This window comes from Streptomyces sp. NPDC045695 (assembly GCF_056432025.1).
In genome coordinates, this window is the sequence record NZ_JBWKJU010000039.1 from 1 (window position 1) to 18,463 (window position 18,463).

19 protein-coding genes and 4 pseudogenes are annotated in these 18,463 nt (G+C 69.1%); 13 read left to right on the top strand and 10 right to left on the bottom strand.

Features of this window, described 5'->3' with window-relative positions:
* Window positions 1-212 precede the first annotated feature (212 nt).
* The 4 genes from AC07DU_RS33650 (at window position 213) to AC07DU_RS33665 (ending at window position 3,644) form a co-directional block, all read left to right on the top strand.
* Window positions 213-719, top strand: coding sequence for an RICIN domain-containing protein (locus AC07DU_RS33650; RefSeq protein ID WP_479115720.1), 507 nt, complete (start codon window positions 213-215; stop codon window positions 717-719).
* 65 nt (window positions 720-784) lie between these two features.
* The gene (locus AC07DU_RS33655) at window positions 785-1,159 is read left to right on the top strand and encodes a hypothetical protein (RefSeq protein WP_479115722.1); all 375 of its coding nucleotides are present in this window, start codon (window positions 785-787) and stop codon (window positions 1,157-1,159) included.
* A 517-nt stretch (window positions 1,160-1,676) separates the two neighbouring features.
* Window positions 1,677-1,823, top strand: coding sequence for a nitroreductase/quinone reductase family protein (locus AC07DU_RS33660; RefSeq protein ID WP_479038903.1), 147 nt, complete (start codon window positions 1,677-1,679; stop codon window positions 1,821-1,823).
* 384 nt (window positions 1,824-2,207) lie between these two features.
* Window positions 2,208-3,644 (top strand): cytochrome P450, encoded by a 1,437-nt coding sequence (locus AC07DU_RS33665; protein WP_479115724.1) that lies wholly within the window; start codon window positions 2,208-2,210, stop codon window positions 3,642-3,644.
* Window positions 3,645-3,750: 106 nt separating this feature from the next.
* Here the strand turns inward: AC07DU_RS33665 and AC07DU_RS33670 are convergent, their stop codons facing one another.
* The gene (locus AC07DU_RS33670; RefSeq protein ID WP_479115726.1) at window positions 3,751-4,155 is read right to left on the bottom strand and encodes a class I SAM-dependent methyltransferase; all 405 of its coding nucleotides are present in this window, start codon (window positions 4,153-4,155) and stop codon (window positions 3,751-3,753) included.
* A gap of 469 nt (window positions 4,156-4,624) precedes the next feature.
* Here AC07DU_RS33670 and AC07DU_RS33675 point away from each other — a divergent pair, with 469 nt between their 5' ends.
* Window positions 4,625-5,488, top strand: coding sequence for an MBL fold metallo-hydrolase (locus AC07DU_RS33675; protein ID WP_479115728.1), 864 nt, complete (start codon window positions 4,625-4,627; stop codon window positions 5,486-5,488).
* Between the two features lie 88 nt (window positions 5,489-5,576).
* On the opposite strand, the gene AC07DU_RS33680 is transcribed toward AC07DU_RS33675, so the two are convergent.
* The 3 genes and pseudogenes from AC07DU_RS33680 to AC07DU_RS33690 form a co-directional block, all read right to left on the bottom strand.
* Window positions 5,577-5,915, bottom strand: coding sequence for a hypothetical protein (locus AC07DU_RS33680; RefSeq protein ID WP_479115730.1), 339 nt, complete (start codon window positions 5,913-5,915; stop codon window positions 5,577-5,579).
* A gap of 85 nt (window positions 5,916-6,000) precedes the next feature.
* Window positions 6,001-6,219: pseudogene (locus AC07DU_RS33685) on the bottom strand (hypothetical protein); the annotation flags it as partial.
* Window positions 6,220-6,260: 41 nt separating this feature from the next.
* A complete protein-coding gene (locus tag AC07DU_RS33690) occupies window positions 6,261-7,475 on the bottom strand; it encodes an NADP-dependent oxidoreductase (RefSeq protein WP_479115732.1) in 1,215 nt (404 codons plus the stop codon).
* Window positions 7,476-7,678: 203 nt separating this feature from the next.
* Here AC07DU_RS33690 and AC07DU_RS33695 point away from each other — a divergent pair, with 203 nt between their 5' ends.
* Together AC07DU_RS33695 and AC07DU_RS33700 are read left to right on the top strand one after the other, a co-directional pair.
* Window positions 7,679-8,191, top strand: coding sequence for a MarR family winged helix-turn-helix transcriptional regulator (locus tag AC07DU_RS33695; RefSeq protein ID WP_479115734.1), 513 nt, complete (start codon window positions 7,679-7,681; stop codon window positions 8,189-8,191).
* Between the two features lie 185 nt (window positions 8,192-8,376).
* Window positions 8,377-9,342 carry an alpha/beta hydrolase gene (locus AC07DU_RS33700; protein ID WP_479115736.1) on the top strand — a complete coding sequence of 322 codons (966 nt, stop codon included), beginning with the start codon at window positions 8,377-8,379 and terminating at the stop codon, window positions 9,340-9,342.
* A gap of 148 nt (window positions 9,343-9,490) precedes the next feature.
* Here the strand turns inward: AC07DU_RS33700 and AC07DU_RS33705 are convergent, their stop codons facing one another.
* From AC07DU_RS33705 to AC07DU_RS33715, 3 genes are all read right to left on the bottom strand, one after another.
* Window positions 9,491-9,958, bottom strand: coding sequence for a cupin domain-containing protein (locus AC07DU_RS33705; protein WP_468955509.1), 468 nt, complete (start codon window positions 9,956-9,958; stop codon window positions 9,491-9,493).
* Window positions 9,959-10,438: 480 nt separating this feature from the next.
* Window positions 10,439-10,600: a hypothetical protein gene (locus AC07DU_RS33710; protein WP_479115738.1), complete on the bottom strand. Its 162-nt coding sequence runs from the start codon at window positions 10,598-10,600 to the stop codon at window positions 10,439-10,441.
* A gap of 645 nt (window positions 10,601-11,245) precedes the next feature.
* Window positions 11,246-11,446 carry a hypothetical protein gene (locus tag AC07DU_RS33715; RefSeq protein ID WP_479115740.1) on the bottom strand — a complete coding sequence of 67 codons (201 nt, stop codon included), beginning with the start codon at window positions 11,444-11,446 and terminating at the stop codon, window positions 11,246-11,248.
* A gap of 361 nt (window positions 11,447-11,807) precedes the next feature.
* On the opposite strand from AC07DU_RS33715, the pseudogene AC07DU_RS33720 reads away from it, so the two are divergent.
* Window positions 11,808-12,571, top strand: a pseudogene (locus AC07DU_RS33720) (DUF5753 domain-containing protein).
* Window positions 12,572-12,716: 145 nt separating this feature from the next.
* Here the strand turns inward: AC07DU_RS33720 and AC07DU_RS33725 are convergent.
* Window positions 12,717-12,863, bottom strand: a pseudogene (locus AC07DU_RS33725) (ATP-binding protein); the annotation flags it as partial.
* On the opposite strand from AC07DU_RS33725, the pseudogene AC07DU_RS33730 reads away from it, so the two are divergent.
* Both AC07DU_RS33730 and AC07DU_RS33735 read left to right on the top strand, forming a co-directional pair.
* Window positions 12,858-12,974: pseudogene (locus AC07DU_RS33730) on the top strand (MerR family transcriptional regulator); the annotation flags it as partial. The pseudogenes AC07DU_RS33725 and AC07DU_RS33730 sit on opposite strands and share 6 nt — an antisense overlap.
* Window positions 12,975-13,222: 248 nt before the next feature.
* On the top strand, window positions 13,223-13,426 hold the full coding sequence (locus tag AC07DU_RS33735) for a cold-shock protein (RefSeq protein WP_161200952.1): 204 nt from the start codon (window positions 13,223-13,225) through the stop codon (window positions 13,424-13,426).
* Here the strand turns inward: AC07DU_RS33735 and AC07DU_RS33740 are convergent.
* On the bottom strand, window positions 13,413-13,775 hold the full coding sequence (locus tag AC07DU_RS33740; protein WP_479115742.1) for a HEAT repeat domain-containing protein: 363 nt from the start codon (window positions 13,773-13,775) through the stop codon (window positions 13,413-13,415). The two genes, AC07DU_RS33735 and AC07DU_RS33740, sit on opposite strands and share 14 nt — an antisense overlap.
* Here AC07DU_RS33740 and AC07DU_RS33745 point away from each other — a divergent pair.
* Complete coding sequence (locus AC07DU_RS33745; RefSeq protein WP_479115744.1) at window positions 13,698-14,900, top strand: tetratricopeptide repeat protein; 1,203 nt, start codon at window positions 13,698-13,700, stop codon at window positions 14,898-14,900. The two genes, AC07DU_RS33740 and AC07DU_RS33745, sit on opposite strands and share 78 nt — an antisense overlap.
* A gap of 137 nt (window positions 14,901-15,037) precedes the next feature.
* Here AC07DU_RS33745 and AC07DU_RS33750 read toward each other — a convergent pair whose 3' ends face one another.
* Window positions 15,038-15,220 carry a hypothetical protein gene (locus AC07DU_RS33750; RefSeq protein ID WP_479115746.1) on the bottom strand — a complete coding sequence of 61 codons (183 nt, stop codon included), beginning with the start codon at window positions 15,218-15,220 and terminating at the stop codon, window positions 15,038-15,040.
* Between the two features lie 298 nt (window positions 15,221-15,518).
* Between AC07DU_RS33750 and AC07DU_RS33755 the strand changes: the two genes are divergently transcribed.
* The gene (locus AC07DU_RS33755) at window positions 15,519-16,883 is read left to right on the top strand and encodes a Fic family protein (protein WP_479115748.1); all 1,365 of its coding nucleotides are present in this window, start codon (window positions 15,519-15,521) and stop codon (window positions 16,881-16,883) included.
* A gap of 102 nt (window positions 16,884-16,985) precedes the next feature.
* A protein-coding gene (locus AC07DU_RS33760) for an IS5 family transposase (protein ID WP_479115750.1) occupies window positions 16,986-17,821 on the top strand; the annotation gives its coding sequence in 2 pieces (ribosomal slippage) (window positions 16,986-17,333 and window positions 17,336-17,821; 834 coding nt in all).
* Window positions 17,822-18,463: the final 642 nt, after the last annotated feature.

The following is an 18,463-nucleotide window of genomic DNA, read 5'->3' on the forward strand; positions in this document are numbered from 1 at the left end:
GCTACGAGCGCAAGGCTGAACACTTCCTCGCCTTCGTCGGCATAGCCGCAGCCCTCATCTGCCATCGCCGACTCGCCAAATGAAACGGCGTCTAATCCTGTTCCGTCCGTATTTCATACGTTCAGGCGTCGTATGAACGTGACTGCTTACGTTATGTAGCCGCTGGCGCTACCAATGGTGACTGTCAGTTCGTTCTGATTCCTGGAGGCACCGTGAAGTTCCCCCGCCTGGCAGCGACCGCGACCACCTTCGTGGCTGCGGGTCTGCTCGCCTTCGTGCAGGCTCCCATCGCGTTCGGTGCCACGTTCACCGCCCAGCTGGTGGCACGCAACAGCCAGAAGTGCGTCTCGGTAGCGGGTGCCGGCACCGCCAATGGCGCGGCCGCGGTCCAGTGGGACTGCCTGGAGGCCCCGAACCAGCAGTGGAAGCTGGTGGCTACCAGTGCCGGCTACTACACGGTGGCCGCCGTGAACAGCGGCAAGTGCCTGTCGGTCAGCGGCGCGAGCGTCCAGAACAACGCCACGGTGGTTCAGTGGGATTGCGTGAACGCCACGAATCCGGAGTGGCGACTGGTCCAGAAGGACAGCGGCTACTTCTCCATCGAGGCCCGGCACAGCGGCAAGTGCCTGTCCGTGGCCGGCGTGAGCACACAGAACGACGCCGCGCTCGTCCAGTGGGATTGCGTGGAAGGAGCCAACCAGCACTTCCGCCTCGGCTGACGCACCCCCGGGGAGCCCAGGGCATTCCCCTGGCTCCCCGGCCCCGCCTGCCACTCACAGGGCCAGTGAGAAGGCTCGATCACCGGCCCTCGCCCACCCCCCAACTCCTCATCCTCGGCCGCCACAACCCGACCGGACACCTCCGCCCCGTCTGCCGCACGGTCCCGCTGCGCCCCGGTGCCGCCCTCCAGCTCGCCGAGCACCTGACCCCCGCCGGCTCCGGCCACCCGTGGACCGGCGCGAAGTTCTCGTCGGCGTGGGGCACCCGCGACGTCCTCGCCCTCGTTAAGCCCGGCCTCGGCGCAGAGATCATGTTGGATACCTCCGTCGGCCGGGGCGGCGTTTACCGGCACCCGATCCGGTACGTGCGCCTGCGCCTGGACGCGACCGTCGATGATGTTCCCCGGTTCGGCGGGGGCCCGGCCGCAGCCGCGGGATGACCTGCTGCACGTGCCCAAGCGGTCCCCGGTTCTATGCGAACGTCACGGAGTCCGTGGGAGGAGCCCCGCGGCCACCCCCTCATGAGACACGCTGAGTTGTCTGCTCTGCGCATCCCGCGAGGAACATTGCATAACCCGGGTCCCGCCGGACATCGCTGATTACCTGGCGTCTTCGGGCGTCGCCCTGGGAGAGGACCCCGGACGGGATGGGCCATCGACCGTGCTGTGGTAAACCCCGCTTCGCGCGGCATCCCTGCAGCGAGCCGCCGCTGGCCCGTACCACCCTGGCTGTGACTCTGGTGGCCTGTGCTGTGTTGGAGGGGCATGAGTTTCGAGCGGAGTGGACGTGGCCTTTCCAGTGACGGGCCCCGGGCGGCGGTCCGGGTTGGAGCCGGGAGTTGCGCGCCTGGGGTGAGCGCGGGCGGCCGCCCGGAGGGTTTTATGTTCCGGGTGTTGAATCGGATCGTGCCCTCACGTTGGGCGGGGCCGGTACTGCGGCTGGTGATGATGCCTTTGGATACCGCGCTGCAGGCCAGGAGCCGGGGGGCGGTTCAGTGTCGGCCGGCCTGTCGGGGTCCCGTCCCTGCTGCTGACGACGACGGGGCACCGGTCGGGTCGCCTGCGCTCTGTGCCGCTGTTCTATGTGGACCACCTTGGCGGGTAGCGGTCGTGGGTTCCAACTGGGGCCTTGCGGATCATCCGGCCTGGAGTACCAACCTTCTCAAGATGCCGTCAGCCACACTTGTACCGCGGGCCGGGACATCGCCGTGACCGGCCGCCTTGTCACGGGCACAGAACGCGAGGAGATCTGGGCCAAGTTCGTGCATTTGTCCGCCGGATACCAGACCTATGACGACCGCTGCGGCCGCGCCTTGCGCGTGTTCCATCTTCAGTCCACGGGCCGGCCTGCTGCCACGGCCGGCTGTTGAGCCGCCGCGATCAGCTCCTGGCGTCATTTCGGTCGCGGGGCGGTCTGGCCGGTGGCCGCAGTGCGAGCTGGCCGCCCCCTCCACGGTGACTTCGCCGACGCCGATCGCGTTGGGGTGGCGTGAACCGTGAAGAACCCGACAGCGATGAGACCGACGCGGCACTCGCAGCCGCAGCTGGGGAGCGTCGAGTTCCTTTGGCTCCTGGCGGCCGCTGGCCTCTCGGTCATCTGCCCACGCTGAGCCGCGGACTGCTGCCCGCGCTCGCGCAGCTGGGTGCGGCCGGCCCAGTGGTGGAACTGCGCCTGGGGCCGGGACGCACTTTCGCGGTGAGCGACGCAGCCCTGGCCCGGGAGGTCTTGGCCGACACGGGCGGTGCGTTTGGCAGGCAGCGTGTGATCCGAGGCTTCCGCCCCGTCACGGGGGACGGACTGTTCGCACTGGAGGGGACTGTCCACCGCGAGCACCGCCGAATCGTGACACCCGGGCTCGGCCGTGCCTCCCTCGCCGTGGCCGGCGCCCTGCTCCCCAGGGCCGTCTCGGATTTCGTCGAGCGGTTGCCTGTCGACACAGCCTTCGACGTGGACCGCGAGATGCTCAAACTCGGTGCCGACATCACCGTCCGCTGCCTTTTCCATTCCCGCGCAGCCCCCGACACCATCGGCTGGCTGGCCGCCAAGGCACCGAGGCTCTCCCAGGGCGTGCTGCTACGGATGATGGCGCCCGCCTGGTGCGCCGCCCTATCCACGCTTTTGGGTGTCGGCCGCAGGCGAGCGACCCGCAGACTCCGCGCCCTGACGCAGGACATGCTGCGCCAGCACCTCCCCGAGGCGGCAGCCGGCGATGTGGTGAGCCTGTTGAACGCGGCCGCCTGCCCCGCGCGCGGGCAGGCGGCCATCACACCCGCGGCCGTTATCGATGAGCTGGTCACCCTCCTGGTGGCCGGCAGCGAGACAACGGCGATGACGCTGACCTGGGCATGGCACGAACTGGCCCGCCACCCCGAGGTGGAACACGCCGTGCAGTGCGAGGCGGATGCCCTGTTCAACAGCGGCCGCCCCCTGCCGGACAAGATCATCGACCACCTTCCCGTCACCAGTCGCGTCGTCAAGGAAGTCCAGCGCCTCTATCCTGTCCCGGTCATCACGCGCAATACCCTGCGGGAGGTGAGCGTCGGCGGGTTCCGTCTCCCGGCCCGAGCCGAGATCGTCCTCAACCTGTACGGGATCCACCGTGATGCCGCCCACTACCCGCAGCCGGACCTCTTCGATCCCCACCGCTGGTCACCCGACAGCCCCCAACCTGTCCCCGCCCACGCCTACCTGCCGTTCAGCAGCGGCGAGCACCGCTGCGTCGGGGCTGCGTTCGCCGCCCTCAGCGGCCCCATCACCCTGGCGGCCCTGGCCGCCCGCTTCCAGCTGCGCCCCGTCGACCCCCACCGCCCGGTACGGGCCATGCCCGGGGTTGTCACCCGGCCCGACCGGATCGTCATGGTGGCCACCCCGCGAAACGCCGGCACGCCGGGGCGGACCAGGGCCACGGCTGCGAGCCGGCCGTGAATCCGGCCCCAGAGCATCCGACCCGCCCTCGCCTGCGGCGCCTGCCCCGTGCTGGGCCAGCCGGCTTTCCACCATGGCTGCGGCGTCTTCGGACCAGGCACAGAGCCTACGCGGGCAGCTGGAGAGGATGCGTGCGCCGTCGCATGGCCAGCCGGTACACGGTCAGGTCTCCTTGCTTGAAGAGGACCTCGCAGGCTTTGAGGTAGAGGCGGTAGCGCTGGTAGGTGTCCGCCCCGGCCGCATCCTGCGCTTCCTCACGCCGGCGCAGGAGCCGGGCCGACCAGGCGCGCAGAGTGTGGATGTAGTCCTGCGGCCGGCTCTCCAGCGCGGTCAGGGAGAAGTAGCGGTCGCACGCAGCAACGATTTCTGACAGCCGCGGCAGCGCGGAAGCCGGAAAGACATCACTGGCGAAGACCCGAACGGGCCGCCGCGATCGTGCACCGGGCCTTGACCGCCCGTCGGCCTCGAGCCCGCTACACCGTGGGGACGGACGCCCGCGTGGCCGCGCCACTGGTCGCCTCTCTTCCGTACGCGATCAGTGACCCGCTCAAGCGCCTGGTACTGGGTCTCTCGGGATCCCAGGCCGCTGCCCGCTTGGTGAGCACGCTGGGTGGAATGCCCCAATGCCCGAAGGAAGAATCCCGTCCATAGGGGTGGGGGCGTTCGCCCAACCCAGTCGCCGCAGGAGAGGGACCTATGAGGGCCACACCACCCTGTTCCTCAAACGCGGCGATATGGGGCAGATCGCATCGACGGAGGCTGCGGGGCTGGTGGTGTAGCGCGTATGCGAGATCTTTTCGATAGCGGACGCCACTGACGCTTGGATGGTCTCAGGCGATCCGGTCGTCGTGTTGCGGATCCGATGCGGGCCCGCAGGATGGGTCTTGGAATCGCGTTGGCGGCTCGTCGGGTCCCCAACTCCTGGATTCTGAGGCCAGCACGCCCGGCCAAGCCCCGTGAGAGCGGAAGGGAACCACGACATGCCGGACGCCACATCGGCGCTGCAGTACGAGACCTTGTGCATGCGCCGGTCGGGTCTGACCCGCGATCTGCCGCCCGGCACTCCGGAAGAGCTCCAATGGGTGGTCAACACCGCCACATTGATCTTCGGAGAGCGGGACGCCGCGCTGGTCGACACGTTCCTCACGATCGAGCAGAACCAACAGCTCGTCGACTGGGTGAAGGCGCACGACCACAATCTCGCCTACGTCTACATCACCCACGGCCATGGCGACCACGGCTTCGGCGTGAAGCAGCTCCTTGAGGCATTTCCCGGCGCCAAGGCGGTCTCGACCGCCGCAGCCGTGGCCAAGGCGAGGTTCGAGGGCACACCGCCCTACGTCGACACCTTCTGGACCTCGCGCTTTCCGGGGCAGGTCCCGCTGCCGCAAGTCTTCCCCGAGACCCTGGACGGCGACACCTTCACCCTCGAAGGACACGAGCTGCGGGCGATCGAGACCGGCTTCACCGACTGCGAGGGCAGCACCGCACTGTGGGTGGAAGACCTGCGGCTCGTAGTGGCCGGCGACGTCGCCTACAACGGCATCCACCAGTACCTGGGCGAGACCACCACCGCCTCGCGCGAGGAGTGGATGCGCGCCACCGACACGCTCGCCGCACTCGCCCCCGCCTTCGTCGTCGCCGGCCACAAGAACCCCGACCTGCCCGACGACCCCAAGATCCTGGCCGAGACCAAGAAGTACCTGGCGGACTTCAACCGGCTCGACGCCGAGACGCAAACCGCGGCCGAACTCTATGAGGCGATGCTCGCGCTATACCCGAACCGAGCCAACCCGGGCTCCCTGTGGGGCGGGGCGAAGCGGGCCAAGGCGCCCTCGCAGTAGCGTCACGCCCGGCCAACCGCAACGACCGCTACAAGAACCGGGCATCGCGTACCGCACCCGCACCGGGTCGACGGGCGAGGCCGGGTTCCTACTGGCTGCTCAGGTCCTGGTCGGGGTTGAACTCGTACTCGAACACGTAGCGGAGATTTTCGTAGGAGGCGCTCCGGCCCTGCGGTGCGAGCGCCTCAGCCGGTCCGGCCGGCGAGGGGGCACCGATGGCGGGCGCGGCCACCAGGGCGTAGGCGCGGGCGAGCTGTTCCAGGGCTGCGGAGGCGTTGCCCGCCTGGGTTTCCGTGACCTGCTGGGCTTCCTTGGCGATGGCCGGCAGCAGCTGCTCGCGGGCGCCGGTGACGCCGGGGGCTTCGCGGAGTCTGATGACCGCCGGGATCTGCTGGACCCCCGGCCCTGAGGTGATCTCGGTGGGCACTGCCTGTTCCTCAACTGACATGACCTGTCCAAACGATGGGGGCTGGAACGGCTTTGAAGCCTAGGGGTCTTTGATCACTGGTGTGGCCGTAACGGCGGAGGTTGGCCATGTATTGGCTGATGGGCACCATTTCGTCGTCCTCGCCCCACATCGCGTCCTGTCGGGGTGCCAGGTGTCCGGTAGCCTTCCGGTAGGAGCGGATTGCGGCGAGTTTGGCTTCCCAGGCTTCTTCGCCGGGCTTCCACACCATCCCGGCCTCCGGCGCGTTCAGCAGCTCCTTGCGCCGGTCCTCGAGTTCCCCGGCGCCCCGCCGCGTCGATGCCGTTGGCGAACTGCCGCAGGACCTCACGGCGCTCGGTGACGAGGTGGTCCCCGCTCCTCGCCGCCGTCGACCCGTACATCGACCGCGACGTCCTCGCGCAGCAGACCGTCCGCGAGGAGCAGCAGTGCTGCCCTGTCATCGGCGGTCACCCCGCGGCTGCGGCCGGGCCGCCGTCGAACCGTGCACGTCATCGACGGTCGCGTCCGGGCGTAGGCGCACGTATCGGAGCGGGTGCCGGTAGATGCCGCGCCGGCCGTACTGCGTCCCGTAGGGAAATGGGGGACTCCGGCACGGGCCGGGACGGAGCCAGGTGTGTTGTCCCGGCCGGGTACTCGGTCAGGTGGTGATGACGAGTTTCCCGCGAACGTGTCCGCTGGTAGAGGCGGTGTATGCCTGGTCCATGGCGGCCAGCGGGAAGGTGTCGTCTCGGCCACCCGCAGTTCGCCGGAGGTGACGTACCCGGCCAGCTCGGCCATGTCCTGGGAGACGGGCTGGTAGTTGAAGTTGACGGCGCGTACGTCTCGCCCGGCGAGGGTTTCGGGGTCGGCTGCGAAGACGGTGCTGGCCAGTCGGCCGCCATCGCGCAGCAGCGGGGCGATCCGCTGCTGGAGGGTGTCGCGGTCGTCGACCAGGTCGAGTACGGCGTCGATGCCGTCGGGGTGAGCGGCGCGGACGGTCTCGGCGATGTCGCTGGTGCGGTAGTCGATCACCTCGGCCGCTCCGAGGCTGCGGGCGTAGTCGTGATCCGCGCCGGCGGCGACCGCGATCGCGTGCGCACCGCGGGCGGCCGCCATCTGCAGCACGTAGGAGCCGACCCCGCCGGTGGCGCCGACCACCAGCAGCGTCTGGTCCTGCTGGAGGTCGAGCCAGTGGGTCAGTGCCAGAGCGGTGCCTCCGGTCATCGGCAGAGCCGCGGCCGTGATGGGGTCGAGGCTGTCTGGCCGGGTGGCCAGGACGACGGTGTCAGGAGAGGCAAGCATGTACTCGGCGTAGGAGCCGTGCGGGTGCTGCGCTGTGGCTCCCGGCAGCCGCATACCGAAGACCTCCTGACCGACCTCGAAGTCCGCGCCGTCGCCGACCGCCGTCACCTGGCCGGCGACATCGAAACCGAGCGTGAAGGGGAAGGCAAAGTCGGCCCCGGGGCGGGCCAGCGCACCAGCAGCCACCTTCCAGTCGATCGGGTTGACCGCGGCGGCGCGAACCTTGAGCTGTACCTCACCCGAGCCGGGTTGCGGCACGGGCAGGTCCTTCAGAGTGGGGTCTGACCGAAGGCATCGATCGCGAAGGCATGCATGACGGTTCTCCCTCTTTGCGGGGACGGTCGACCGCGGAGGCGTTGCCAACCTAATTCCATAGACATCTATGCTCTTCCCAGAGCATAGATGTCTATGGAAAGATGTCAAGCACGGCTCGATCGTCACGGGAGAAGGAGAGGTGGCCAATGGCGGCACGCGCGAAGAGGGATCCGGCTCCCCCAGCTGGCCCACCCTCCGGTTCCGAGACGGAGTCGATGGTCTGCTACACCGTGAACTACGCGGCACGCCTGCTCAGCCAGGCCATCACCCACCGCCTCGCCACGCTCGGCATCACCACCGGGCAGCTCCCCACCCTGCTCGCCCTGTACGCCGAGGACGGCCAGACCCAGACCGAACTTGCCCGCCGCACCGGCGTCGAACAGCCCACCATGGCCGTCAACCTCAAACGCATGGAGCGCGACGGCCTGATCACCCGCGCCCCCGATCCCGACGACGCCCGCCGCGCCCTGGTGACCCTCACCGACAAAGCCCGCGCGGCCCGCCACGACGTGCAGGCGCTGCGCTCCGGCATCGACGCCGAAGCCCTCGCCGGATTCACCCCCCACGAACACACCCAACTGCGCGAACTACTCGACCGCCTCGTCGGCAACCTGCTTCCGCTCACCACCGCCACCCGCCCCGGGAAGCCGACCTCGTAGGTACGAAGAACGAGCCAACGAAGCATGAGCCTTCCCGTTGCCCCGGACCCGGGGCCGCGCCACCCGTCTACGCTCCGAACGGCGGCCGGGCCAGCGATGGGGAAACATCCGGTCCAGCAGGTCGGGACCAGATGTAGCCTCGGATTCTCAGCCCGCGCCGCAGTCTCGGCGCCGAGGAGCACACCATGACCACTCCAGCAGCCAGAGCCTTGTACACGATCGAGCGGGTGGAGTTCGCCAGCCACGGTGAGACCGTGGTGGGCCGCCTCTACCGCCCCACCACGCCGGTGTCGGGCGACAAGCCGCCGGTGGCGGTCGTGGTCGGCCCGGTCGCCTCCGTCAAGGAGCAGTCGCCCAAGCAGTACGCGACGCGCCTGGCCTCGCGCGGGGTCGCGGCACTGGTCTTCGATCCCCGGTACTTCGGCGAGAGCGGCGGGCAGCCCCGCCAGTTCGAGAACCCCACGGCCAAGGCCCAGGATGTGCGGGCCGCCGTCGGCTATGTGTCCGCCCGGCCAGATCTCGATACCGGCCGGCTTTCCGTCCTGGGAATCTGCCAGGGCGCGAACTGGGCCATCGACGCCGCCGTGGCCGATCCCCGCATCCGACGCCTTTCGCTGGTGTCGGGTCACTTCCTCTACCCGCCGGCGGTCGATGCCTTCTTCGAGGTCCTGTTCCAGGGCCGGACCACCGCCGCCGAACGCATCGAAAGCGGGCGCGCCGCTCGAGAGAGGTACGAGGCGACCGGCGAGGTCGACTACACCCCCATCGTCGGCACGGCCGAGGAGCCGGACCGGCTCCTGCCCGCGCAGCCCACCTACCAGTTCTACATCCGCTGGGCCGACCGCGGACCGGCCTGGCGCTTCCACGGCCTATGGGAGAACCGCATCGCCAAGATGAGCGAGGAAGCCCTCTGGGCGCACCGCGCGGACCAGGCCGTCAAACAGCTCCACACCCCCGCCCTGGTGGTGGTGGGCGACAAGTCGGCTACCCCGCCGCCTCAGGTCCAAGCCCTCCTGGATGGCATGCCCGGCTCCCACGAGCTCCGCCACCTGGGCGCGATCGACGCGCACATCCAGTTCTACGACGACCCCGAACTCATCGACCGGGCCGCAGCGGAGATCATCGATTGGCACCTCATGACCGAAGCCTGACTTCTACGGCCTCCCGCCCACCCGGCCCACCGCCACACCGCGACGCCGCCAGTCCAATCATCCAGGCCGTGGAGCCAGGAGTCGGGGTCCCGCGAGCGAGCGGCGCGCCGACGGCGCGAGTTCTCGCCGCAGCGGGGCCGCAGGAGTGTCACCGGGGCGGTCCGACGATGACCTGGCCGTGGAGGTCGGCGGCCTCGGCCAGCTTCTCCGGGGAGATCGCGAAGCCGTCCGGGCGCGGAGTGGTGATGTCGCGTCCGGCGTGACGGAACATGCCCTCGATACCGGCCGGAGTGGTGATCATGAGGAGGTCAGCCGTATCGGAGGTGATGCGATAGCCGTGGGGCAGATTGCGGGGGAGGTAGACGATTCCTCCTTCCCCCAGTTCCATCTCCTCCTCCCCTGCCCACAGCAGGGCGGTGCCGGCGATGAGCATGAAAACCTCGTCCTCCCGGGTGTGCAGGTGGAAGGGTGGCGCCTCCCCCTTGCCGACACGGAAACGGCCCACCGTGAGCTGCCCGTCCGTCGCCTGCCCGTCCAGCAGCACGGAGAACGTACCGCCGTGCAGCCACTCCAGAGTCTGCTGCTGATCTTGCTGCGCGAGGTAGGGCATGCTCATCGTCGTCACCTCAGCTCCCAGCCGGCAGGCCGCTCGCTGAAACCCCACGGCCAGCGTCCTGTCTGCCACTGGTTCCATCCTGCCCCCCGGGGGCCTGCCCCGCGACGAGACCAAGCCCGCGCATGGTAGAACCACCCGGGTCCGTACCCGGCAAAGCCAGGCGTGCAGCGGAACTGATGGACGCGCGTCGTAGTGGGGACCCCGGTGCGGGACATGCAGGCGGTCAGCCAGCACGGGGGGCGGGCGGCTGATCCGCCGGGGCGTCGTGGACGGCACCCTGGTCCTCACCCGGGACCACACTGTGGCCGAGCGGTCGAAAGGTGACGCCGCGGCGGGCGAGGAGGCGGCGAGCAAGACGAAGGGCCCCGGGGGTCACGCCGTCCCGGGGCCTCCACTTCGCTGGCCTCCCAGCTCAACGACGAGCGAGGTGGCGTGTCACGCCCAGTCCACGCCCAGCTTCCGCAGGGCGTCTGCCTGCTCCTAGGTGAGCTTGTCGCGGCGGGTCCTGGCGTTCGAGACCCCCACGCCGAGCCTCACGGTCACCGGCTTCGTCTCGCCGTCGACCGCGATTTCCTCGACGTGGGCACGCGGCACCGGCCGGTGGGCGCCTTCCCGTTCCACCCACTGTGTGAGGGCCGTCAAGCCCTGCTGGAACGCCTGCCGCGCCTTGCTCGGAGTCGTTCGTCGCCTGAGTGGCTGCCGGAGCGGGAGATGGAGCCTCGGCGCCCTTGATGCCCAGCGCGGCCAGCTGATTGCCGGGCCCGGGGTCCTCGGGGCGAGCGACAGGGTGGTTGTCTCGGGCAAGACGGCTCCTCATGTACGGGCCGCCTTGCTGATGGCGGCGGCGTCGGAACCGATGCTCGGGTCGCGGCCCTGTGGACAGAGTCCGGCGTCGACGGTGCCGGCTTCACCCGCACTGGCACTGTGACGACGTAGTTTGGTTGGCAAATCAGCCCGCTTGTCGGCAAACATCACTGATGTTGCTCTGTGGCTACTCTGGGGAGCGATGATGGCGGTCGTTGGCAGCCTTGGCGCCCCCCATGGAGATGCCCCACCCGTACATAGCTCTACGTCGAGGCGGGCGGCGACTGGTCCCAGATGGCGTGCGCCAGCAGGTGGATCCAGCAGGTGGATGAGGTAGCGGGGGCTCAGCAGAAGGCCCCTGGTGTTGAAACGCAGGCCGGGCGGGTCGGGCCAGTAGTAGCTCCCCTCCGTGCAGGATCACTGGGACGGAGAAGAGCCTGGGCCAGGGCCGTGCTAGACGTTGTCCCAGGCCGCGCAGTCTCTCTAACGGCGAGGCAACGCGAGGGCGAAGGCCATGACGCCCAGCACCAATGTTGCGCCGCCCGTGGCCACGCCCAAGGGCTCCACCAATGCGGGATTTCGCCAGGTCACCCAGGCGAACCCTACGAAGATCATTGCCAGGACGAGGACCAGGAGAAGCCGCAGCAGCGCCAAAACTTGGTTGTCGGAACCGTTCGGGATCATGGCGTCCTTCCGTTGCTGAACGTGCTGAGCCGGCACGTGGAACGACTGAGAATGCGGCGACGCCCTGGTGGGCGCCTCCCGATCCGGGCCCGTATCGGTAACCAGACTTTACCGCGCCCCGCCAAGGCTCTAGAGAAGCCGCAGCAGGCGCCCCAGACGCGGGCGCGCGACTGTATGGCGCGTGACCAACAAGCCCTCTCCCGTGGCATTCTGCGGATCCAGACGATGACGTGGAGCCGGAGGTACCCCGCCCGTGGCGGCGAACATCAATCCCACCCTCAGGAGACGTCGCCTGGGGGCTGAACTGCGCCGGCGCCGCCAGGCCAGTGGGCTGAAGAGCGCAGAAGTGGCTTAGCGGCTGATGGTCTCCCAGCCCAAGGTCAGCCACCTGGAGAACGCCCGCCGCGCGATCAGTCCCCGCGATGTGCGCGACCTGTGCGCGCTCTACAGGGTGTCGGACAATCAGGTCGTCGACGCGCTGATGGAGATGGCGAGGGAATCCGGCGAGCGGGGCTGGTGGCATGCCTACGGCGACATCCCCCAGAGCGTCTACATCGGCCTGGAGACGGACGCCGCCTCGGTCCACGCCTACGAGCCCTTGGTGATCCCTCCCTTTTGCAGACCCCGGCCTACGCGCATGAGGTCATCGGAGAAACGATCCCCCTGCTCACCGCCGAAGAGGCCGGCACGCGTCTCAAGGTGCGGCTGCGCCGACAGCACCGGATCTACGATCCGGCGGGCCGGTTGCGGCTGTGGGTTGTCCTGGACGAGTCGGTCCTGCGTCGTGTCGTCGGCAGCCCGGACGTGATGCGGGAGCAGCTGGAGCACCTGAACGCGCTCGGCGCGGAGCCCAACGTCACCGTGCAGGTCCTCCCCCTCGCCGTCGGGGCTCATCCGGGGCTGTCGGGGCAGTTCTCCATCGTGGGGTTCGCCGACAGCCCCGAGGCGGGGGTGGTGTACCTGGAACAGTTCGCCAGCGACCTCTGTCTGGAGAAGCCGTCCGACGTGCGGCACTACAGCGTGATGTACGGCCATCTCCAGGCCCAGGCCCTCGACCCTGGCAGCACCCGCCGGCTTATCACCGACGCCATCAAGTCGTACATCGAAGCGGCGAACCGCCCCTGATCGCCGTGCCAGTCGGGCGCGGGCGGCGCCCTTCGATTCCGCGCCCTGGCGTCAGGGCCGCGTCAGCTTTCCCCGCGGTCCTGTCCGCGGGCCGTGAAACAAGGTCCTGGCCTGCCCCGAGCGGCCAGGGCCTTGTGGGGGCCGGTCACATCCGGCTGCCGGCCGGGTCCCCTCCGGGGTCGTCGGCCAGGACGACGGCGGCCTTGATGCGCTTTCCCACCGGTTCGCGGCGCATCTCGAAGCTGCGGCACACGCCGATCACGATTTCCAGGCCGTGCTGCCCGACCCGGCCGAGGCCGCCTGCCGCATCGTGATCCTGGAAGACCAGCTCGAAGAGGCCCAGCGCCTCAACGCCGAATACCGCCGCGCCGCCGAATCAGCGAATCCACCGGCCGCGGCTTGAGCGGGGGTCGCGCATGCCGGTCCTCGGCGGCCCGCGCGCACCCGGCCACGGCATGACGCGTACTCGTTTCCCGTGGTGACAGCGTGTATGGGCGTGTAGCGTCTGCGTCAGCTGTCGTGGTTCGGAAGTTTCCCCTTTGCCCACGCCTCGGCGTGGGCGTTTTGCTGTGCTGTGCCGCAGGAACCAGGGCGATCACCTCCGCCTTCCGCACGTTGCGCGAGGCGTTCATCGACTGGAAGGCATGAGACATGGCTACGGGAACTGTGAAGTGGTTCAACGCGGAGAAGGGCTTCGGCTTCATCGCCCAGGACGGCGGCGGCCCGGACGTCTTCGCCCACTACTCCGCGATCAACTCCTCGGGCTTCCGTGAGCTCCAGGAAGGCCAGAGCGTGACGTTCGACGTCACCCAGGGCCAGAAGGGCCCCCAGGCGGAGAACATCAACCCGGCCTAACCCCAACCTCCGCACGTGTTGCGGCCGTGTCCACGGAACGGACCACGACGACCCGAAGCCGGGCCCCCGGCCCGGCCGCACCTACGCCGAGCTCGTCGGCGGCCCGCGCACTGACCGCCCCGTGGACCCTGTGCCCGATGGCCGCCGACCCCGACAAGGCCAGGGAGTGGCTGGAGGACTGGACGGACGTCTCCGGCGTCGAGGACCTGTCGCAGCCAGGGTCAAAGAGGCCGAGCGCCTCGCAGGCGCCCTCGCGGACCATCGGATCGGGATGCTCCAGCAGGGCGGTGATCAGCGGAACGGCCTGGCGGAAGCCGAGTTCGGCACAGGCGAGCGCCGACCACCGCACCCCGCTGTGCCCGGTGTCGAGGAGGCCCTGGCAGACGTCGACCGTGTGTTGGAAACCGCTCCAGACCACCACTTGGCAATCAGCGCACGCGCCGGCATCTGGCATGCGCTCGCCCGTTACGAGGAAGCCTTCGAGGACTTCGGGCGCGCCATCGAGCTCGACCCCAGGCTCGCCTGGACCTTCACAAGCCGTGGTTTCACTTACCGCAAGCTGGAACGACACGAGGAAGCCTTGGCCGACTTCACGCGGGCGGCTGAGCTGAATCCCGACAGTGCCTGGCCCGTCGCGAACAGAGCCGAGACCTACCGCGCGGCCGGGCGGTACGAGGATGCCCTGGCGGACTACACCCGTGCCATCGAGCTCGACCCCGAGTCTGCCTTTGCCTTCACCGGCCGCGGCAGCACCCTCCAGGCGATGGGGCGGCACGCCGAGGCCCTGGCCGACTTCGATCACGCCATCGCGCACGAGCCGAACTTCCCATGGAACTTCCACCTGCGAGGGATGGCACGGGCCCATGTCGGCCGGTTCGAAGAGGCTCTTGCCGACTTCGTCCGACTCCACGAGATCATTCCCGACAACAGCTGGGCCGTCAGGAGGAGGGGCGATTGCCATCGCATGTTGGGCGCGTACGAGGAGGCCTTGACCGACTACCGTCTCGCAGTCGAACTCCGCCCCGATAGTGCCTCTACGCTCACCGCCCGCGGTGTAGCGCACCGCCTGCTCGGCCACTACGCCGAAGCGCTCGCCGACCTCACCCGATCCATCGCGCTCGACGCCGATGACGCATGGACTCACTACGAGACGGCCGTCGCCATGTCCGCGCTCGGTCACCCGGACGGCGACCACCACCTCGCACGTGCAGTGGACCTTCTGGGTTCTCCCGCCGCCGGGAAGCGCGATGCTTTCGAAGCGGACAACCTCGTCCTGGCCTACTGCCTTTGGGGGCGCTGGGAGCAGGCCGAGCAGCACCTCGCGGAATTTCTGGACGCCGCCCAGCCTCCGGGGCAGGTGCGCGTGCTGATCATTGCCCTCCGCAGCCTCGTCCCCGTGATCCCGTCGACCGAGCCTCGCATCGCGGCGTTCTGCCGTACGCTCGAGGAGAGGCTCACTGTGCCTGCCCCGTAGCGAGCCACCGGCGGACCGGTTCTGGCTGGCGTTGACGTAGCGGCCCAGTCCTCGCCTTCTCGCTCAGGGCCGCCGGTTCCGGCTTGAGCGACTGGGGCTGGCCGCCGACCGTGGCGCGCGCTCTCACCGTGGTGCGGCTACCGGTGCGCACCGACCGCGGACGCGGAGTGCACCGCGTGGCGGCCCTGGCCCGCCGCCGCGACCTGCCGGCGCTGCTCGACCGCCACGTCCCCCTGGGGCCCGACCAGGCCGCGGTCCGGCTTGGCGTGCGCAGGGTCGACACCCCGCATCGCGCACAGGGCGAACCGCACCGCGCGCATGGGCCGGTCTGCGAGGGCGGCCAGGTGGCGACCTGGGGTCTGGATGCGGGGGCTGGGGCGGGGGAGGTCATGGCGCTGCTCCTCGGTGGGTGGGTCCCTCTATTCAATCGCTTGTTCGATTACCTGTGCGAGAGGTACGCCGCAGGTCAGCGGTAGATCATGAGACTTAGCGCTCTAGTTGGCGGATGAGCGTCCTTGTTGGCGGGGCTGTGCGTCGAAGGTGGCGACAGGGTCCCGTCGCGCTCCTGAGAGGAGAAAACCGGTTGGGGGCGCTGGGCCGGCCTGGCAGGCTTGCGCGGTGATCGTTGAATTGGCTCCTGGCTTCCTGACCTGGGACGACGTGGACCCCACCCGTCATCCCTTCGACGGCGTGTCCGTGGCGCAGGCGGTGCGCTCGCTCGGTTCGGCCCTGTGTGTGCCCATCCGCCCGGACGTCCCTTTCGGGGACCCCGTGATGAGCACCTGGAGCCGTGGAGAGGCCAAGTCCTGGGCCGACGCGATGTCATACTCCCTCGCGCAGCATTACGGCAGCTGGACCGTCGGATGGCGCTGGGCGCACGACGAAGGGGATTTCGACGGTGGACCGGTAGGAAGCTGGTGCTGCCCGCAGCACTCGATCACGACGCCGGAAGAGACCTTGGCCCGAGTCGAGGCGGCCCTGCGTGAGTGGCGTGAGTGGCTGGAGTACCTCGCCGGGTGGTTTGAGGCGTACCCCCTGGCCCTGACCGATATCGACGATCAGCGGATCTTGTGGGAGCGCACGGCGAGGAGCCTGATCCTGCAGGTCGTCGACCGTACCGGGTGCGGCAGCGGCTGGCACGGCCACTGCCGCCAAGTGCTCACCTGGTTCCTCGATCGCTGGGGAGTCGCGCCTGACGTGGCCCGGGGCCTGGTCGACGAGGCGATCGGCGGACGGTTCCACAGCTGGACCAGCCCTGACACGGTGGTGGTTGACGACATCGCGGAGCGGCTCGCGCTCTCTCTGCAGCCGGCCGACGGCCGTACCCGCGCAGATGCGCCGACTCGGGACCACTTGCAGCGCTGGCTCGCGGTACGCGAGTCGGTGCCGTGGCACGAGATCCCGGACGGCGGTACGGACGGACCGGTGGTGCCCCTTCGAGACGGCACGGCGGGGGACATCCGGGCCTTCGACGGCGCCCTCGACCCCGCCCGAGCCCAAGGCCTGCTCAGCGCCTTGGAACTAGTCCGAGCCGACGCGGCACGCGGAGCGCGGCTCGACCTCGCGCTGCTCAGCAGCTGGCAGCAGCACCTCCTGGGCGCCCCGCAGCCGCCACGGTTCCGCACCTCGCCCGCCTTCGCCAAGAGAGGCCGGGAGCGCTACGGCATCGGACCGGACACACCTGCCCGCTTCGACACGTGCCTGGCCGAGAGCGCATCCGACATGGGCCGACCTCTCGGACTGAGCGCCCGCGCCGCGCGTACCTATCTCGACGTCTGCTTCTTCCATCCCTTCGACGACGGCAACGCCCGCTCCGCCTTCCTCGCCCTCGTCTTCGTCCTCGCCCGCGAGGGCATCGCACTCGACGGAGTCAGCCTCCTCCGCCGCGTCACCTTCGAGGCAGACAACCCCCAGGACCCGCTGATCCTCGTCCGCTACATCAACGTCCATCTAGCGGAAACCCGCCGCCGCAGCGCCGACTAGACCGGCTCGACATCGAGGTGAGCGCCTCAATTGGCGACCCTCGCCAACTACAGCGCTAAGAACTCCTAACAGAAGCCCTTCGTCGTGTGACTGTCGGTTCGGATGCTCGTTGGTCTGATCGTGGGGAAGAGGGAGTCTCGTCCGTGGCTCGTCTCGGACGAACTGTGGTCACTGATCGAGCCGTTGTTGCCGGTTCCGGGACCGAAGCTGAAGCCGGGGCGGCCGCGGGTGCCGGACCGGCAGGCCTTATGCGGAGTGTTGTTCGTGCTGCATACCGGCATCCAGTGGGAGTACCTGCCCCAGGAGTTGGGCTTCGGGTCCGGTATGACCTGCTGGCGCCGCCTCGAGGCCTGGAATCAGGCCGGTGTCTGGGACCGGCTCCACGCCGTTCTGCTCACAAAACTGCGGGCCGCGAAGCAGATCGACTGGTCACGGGCGGTGATCGACTCCTCCCACGTCCGGGCCGCTCGACGGGGCCCAAAAGCGGGCCCAGCCCGGTCGACCGCGCACGTCCGGGCAGCAAGCACCACCTCGTCGTCGACGGCCAGGGCATCCCGCTCGCCGTCTCGCTGACCGGCGACAACCGCAACGACGTCACTCAGCTGATACCCCTGCTGAAGAAGATTCCGCCGGTCTCCGGCCTGGTGGGACGGCCACGGAAGCGGCCCGACACCTTGCTGGCAGACCGCGGCTACGACCACGACAAGTACCGCCGGCTGGTCTGGGCGATGGGCATCAAGCCCGTGATCGCCCGCCGCTGCGTCCCACACGGATCCGGACTCGGCATCCACCGCTGGGTCGTCGAGCGGACCATCGCCTGGCTTCACGGCTTCCGACGCCTGCGAACCCGCTGGGAACGACGCGACGACATCCACGAAGCCTTCCTCGGCCTCGCTACCTGCCTCATCACCCACCGACACGTCCAACGCCTTTGTTAGGACTTCTAAGTCACAGTCCGGGGCGTGAGGTCCGCACGGCTTCCAGACCTAGAATAGAACACATGTCCGAGCTCCCGCCTGATGCCATGCGCCTACGGACGATCGTGGCCTACCTCCGATACGAACTGCGCCGGGCCGAGCGGGCACTAGCCGCTGCCGAGGAGCAGGAGGCCGCGGCCGCCCGCCTACGGCCGCTTCCCGATCCGCCGGCGTGGGTGGTCGAGCAGGGCATCGGAGCCGGGCGGCCGCCGGTCAGCATCCACGCGGGGCACCGGGGGCGCGTCGTTCCACGGCCGCGGAAGCCGTCGTCGCTGCACACAGATGCCGCCCGCGGTTCTTCAGCGCCTGCTCGGCATCAACCGCACCAGCTCGCGCGCCAAGCGCTGACGCCGTCCGGGCCCCCTGAAACGGGCGTCCCGGGGCTCCAGCGTCTTACGGACTCCCCAACCGGAACCGAAACGGGCAACTTCCCCTTCCCGTTGGGGAGTTCTCATGCGTCAGGCGGCTGACTTCGCCCCGATGGCACTAAGACGTCGTTTCTTATGGTGTGATCGTTCGTTGGACCGTGCATGAAGGACTTGGTTGAGCGGCTGGTCCCGGATGAGCTGTGGGTGTTGTTCCGGCGAGTGGTGCCGCCGACGG

What these genes read in the sequence shown, in the direction of transcription:
- AC07DU_RS33675 (WP_479115728.1), top strand. Translation starts at nt 4,625, where the DNA reads ATGCCGGACGCCACATCGGCGCTGCAGTACGAGACCTTGTGCATGCGC.
- AC07DU_RS33695 (WP_479115734.1), top strand. Translation starts at nt 7,679, where the DNA reads ATGGCGGCACGCGCGAAGAGGGATCCGGCTCCCCCAGCTGGCCCACCC.
- AC07DU_RS33700 (WP_479115736.1), top strand. Translation starts at nt 8,377, where the DNA reads ATGACCACTCCAGCAGCCAGAGCCTTGTACACGATCGAGCGGGTGGAG.
- AC07DU_RS33705 (WP_468955509.1), bottom strand. Translation starts at nt 9,958, where the DNA reads ATGAGCATGCCCTACCTCGCGCAGCAAGATCAGCAGCAGACTCTGGAG.
- AC07DU_RS33715 (WP_479115740.1), bottom strand. Translation starts at nt 11,446, where the DNA reads ATGATCCCGAACGGTTCCGACAACCAAGTTTTGGCGCTGCTGCGGCTT.
- AC07DU_RS33735 (WP_161200952.1), top strand. Translation starts at nt 13,223, where the DNA reads ATGGCTACGGGAACTGTGAAGTGGTTCAACGCGGAGAAGGGCTTCGGC.
- AC07DU_RS33745 (WP_479115744.1), top strand. Translation starts at nt 13,698, where the DNA reads ATGCTCCAGCAGGGCGGTGATCAGCGGAACGGCCTGGCGGAAGCCGAG.
- AC07DU_RS33750 (WP_479115746.1), bottom strand. Translation starts at nt 15,220, where the DNA reads ATGCGCGCGGTGCGGTTCGCCCTGTGCGCGATGCGGGGTGTCGACCCT.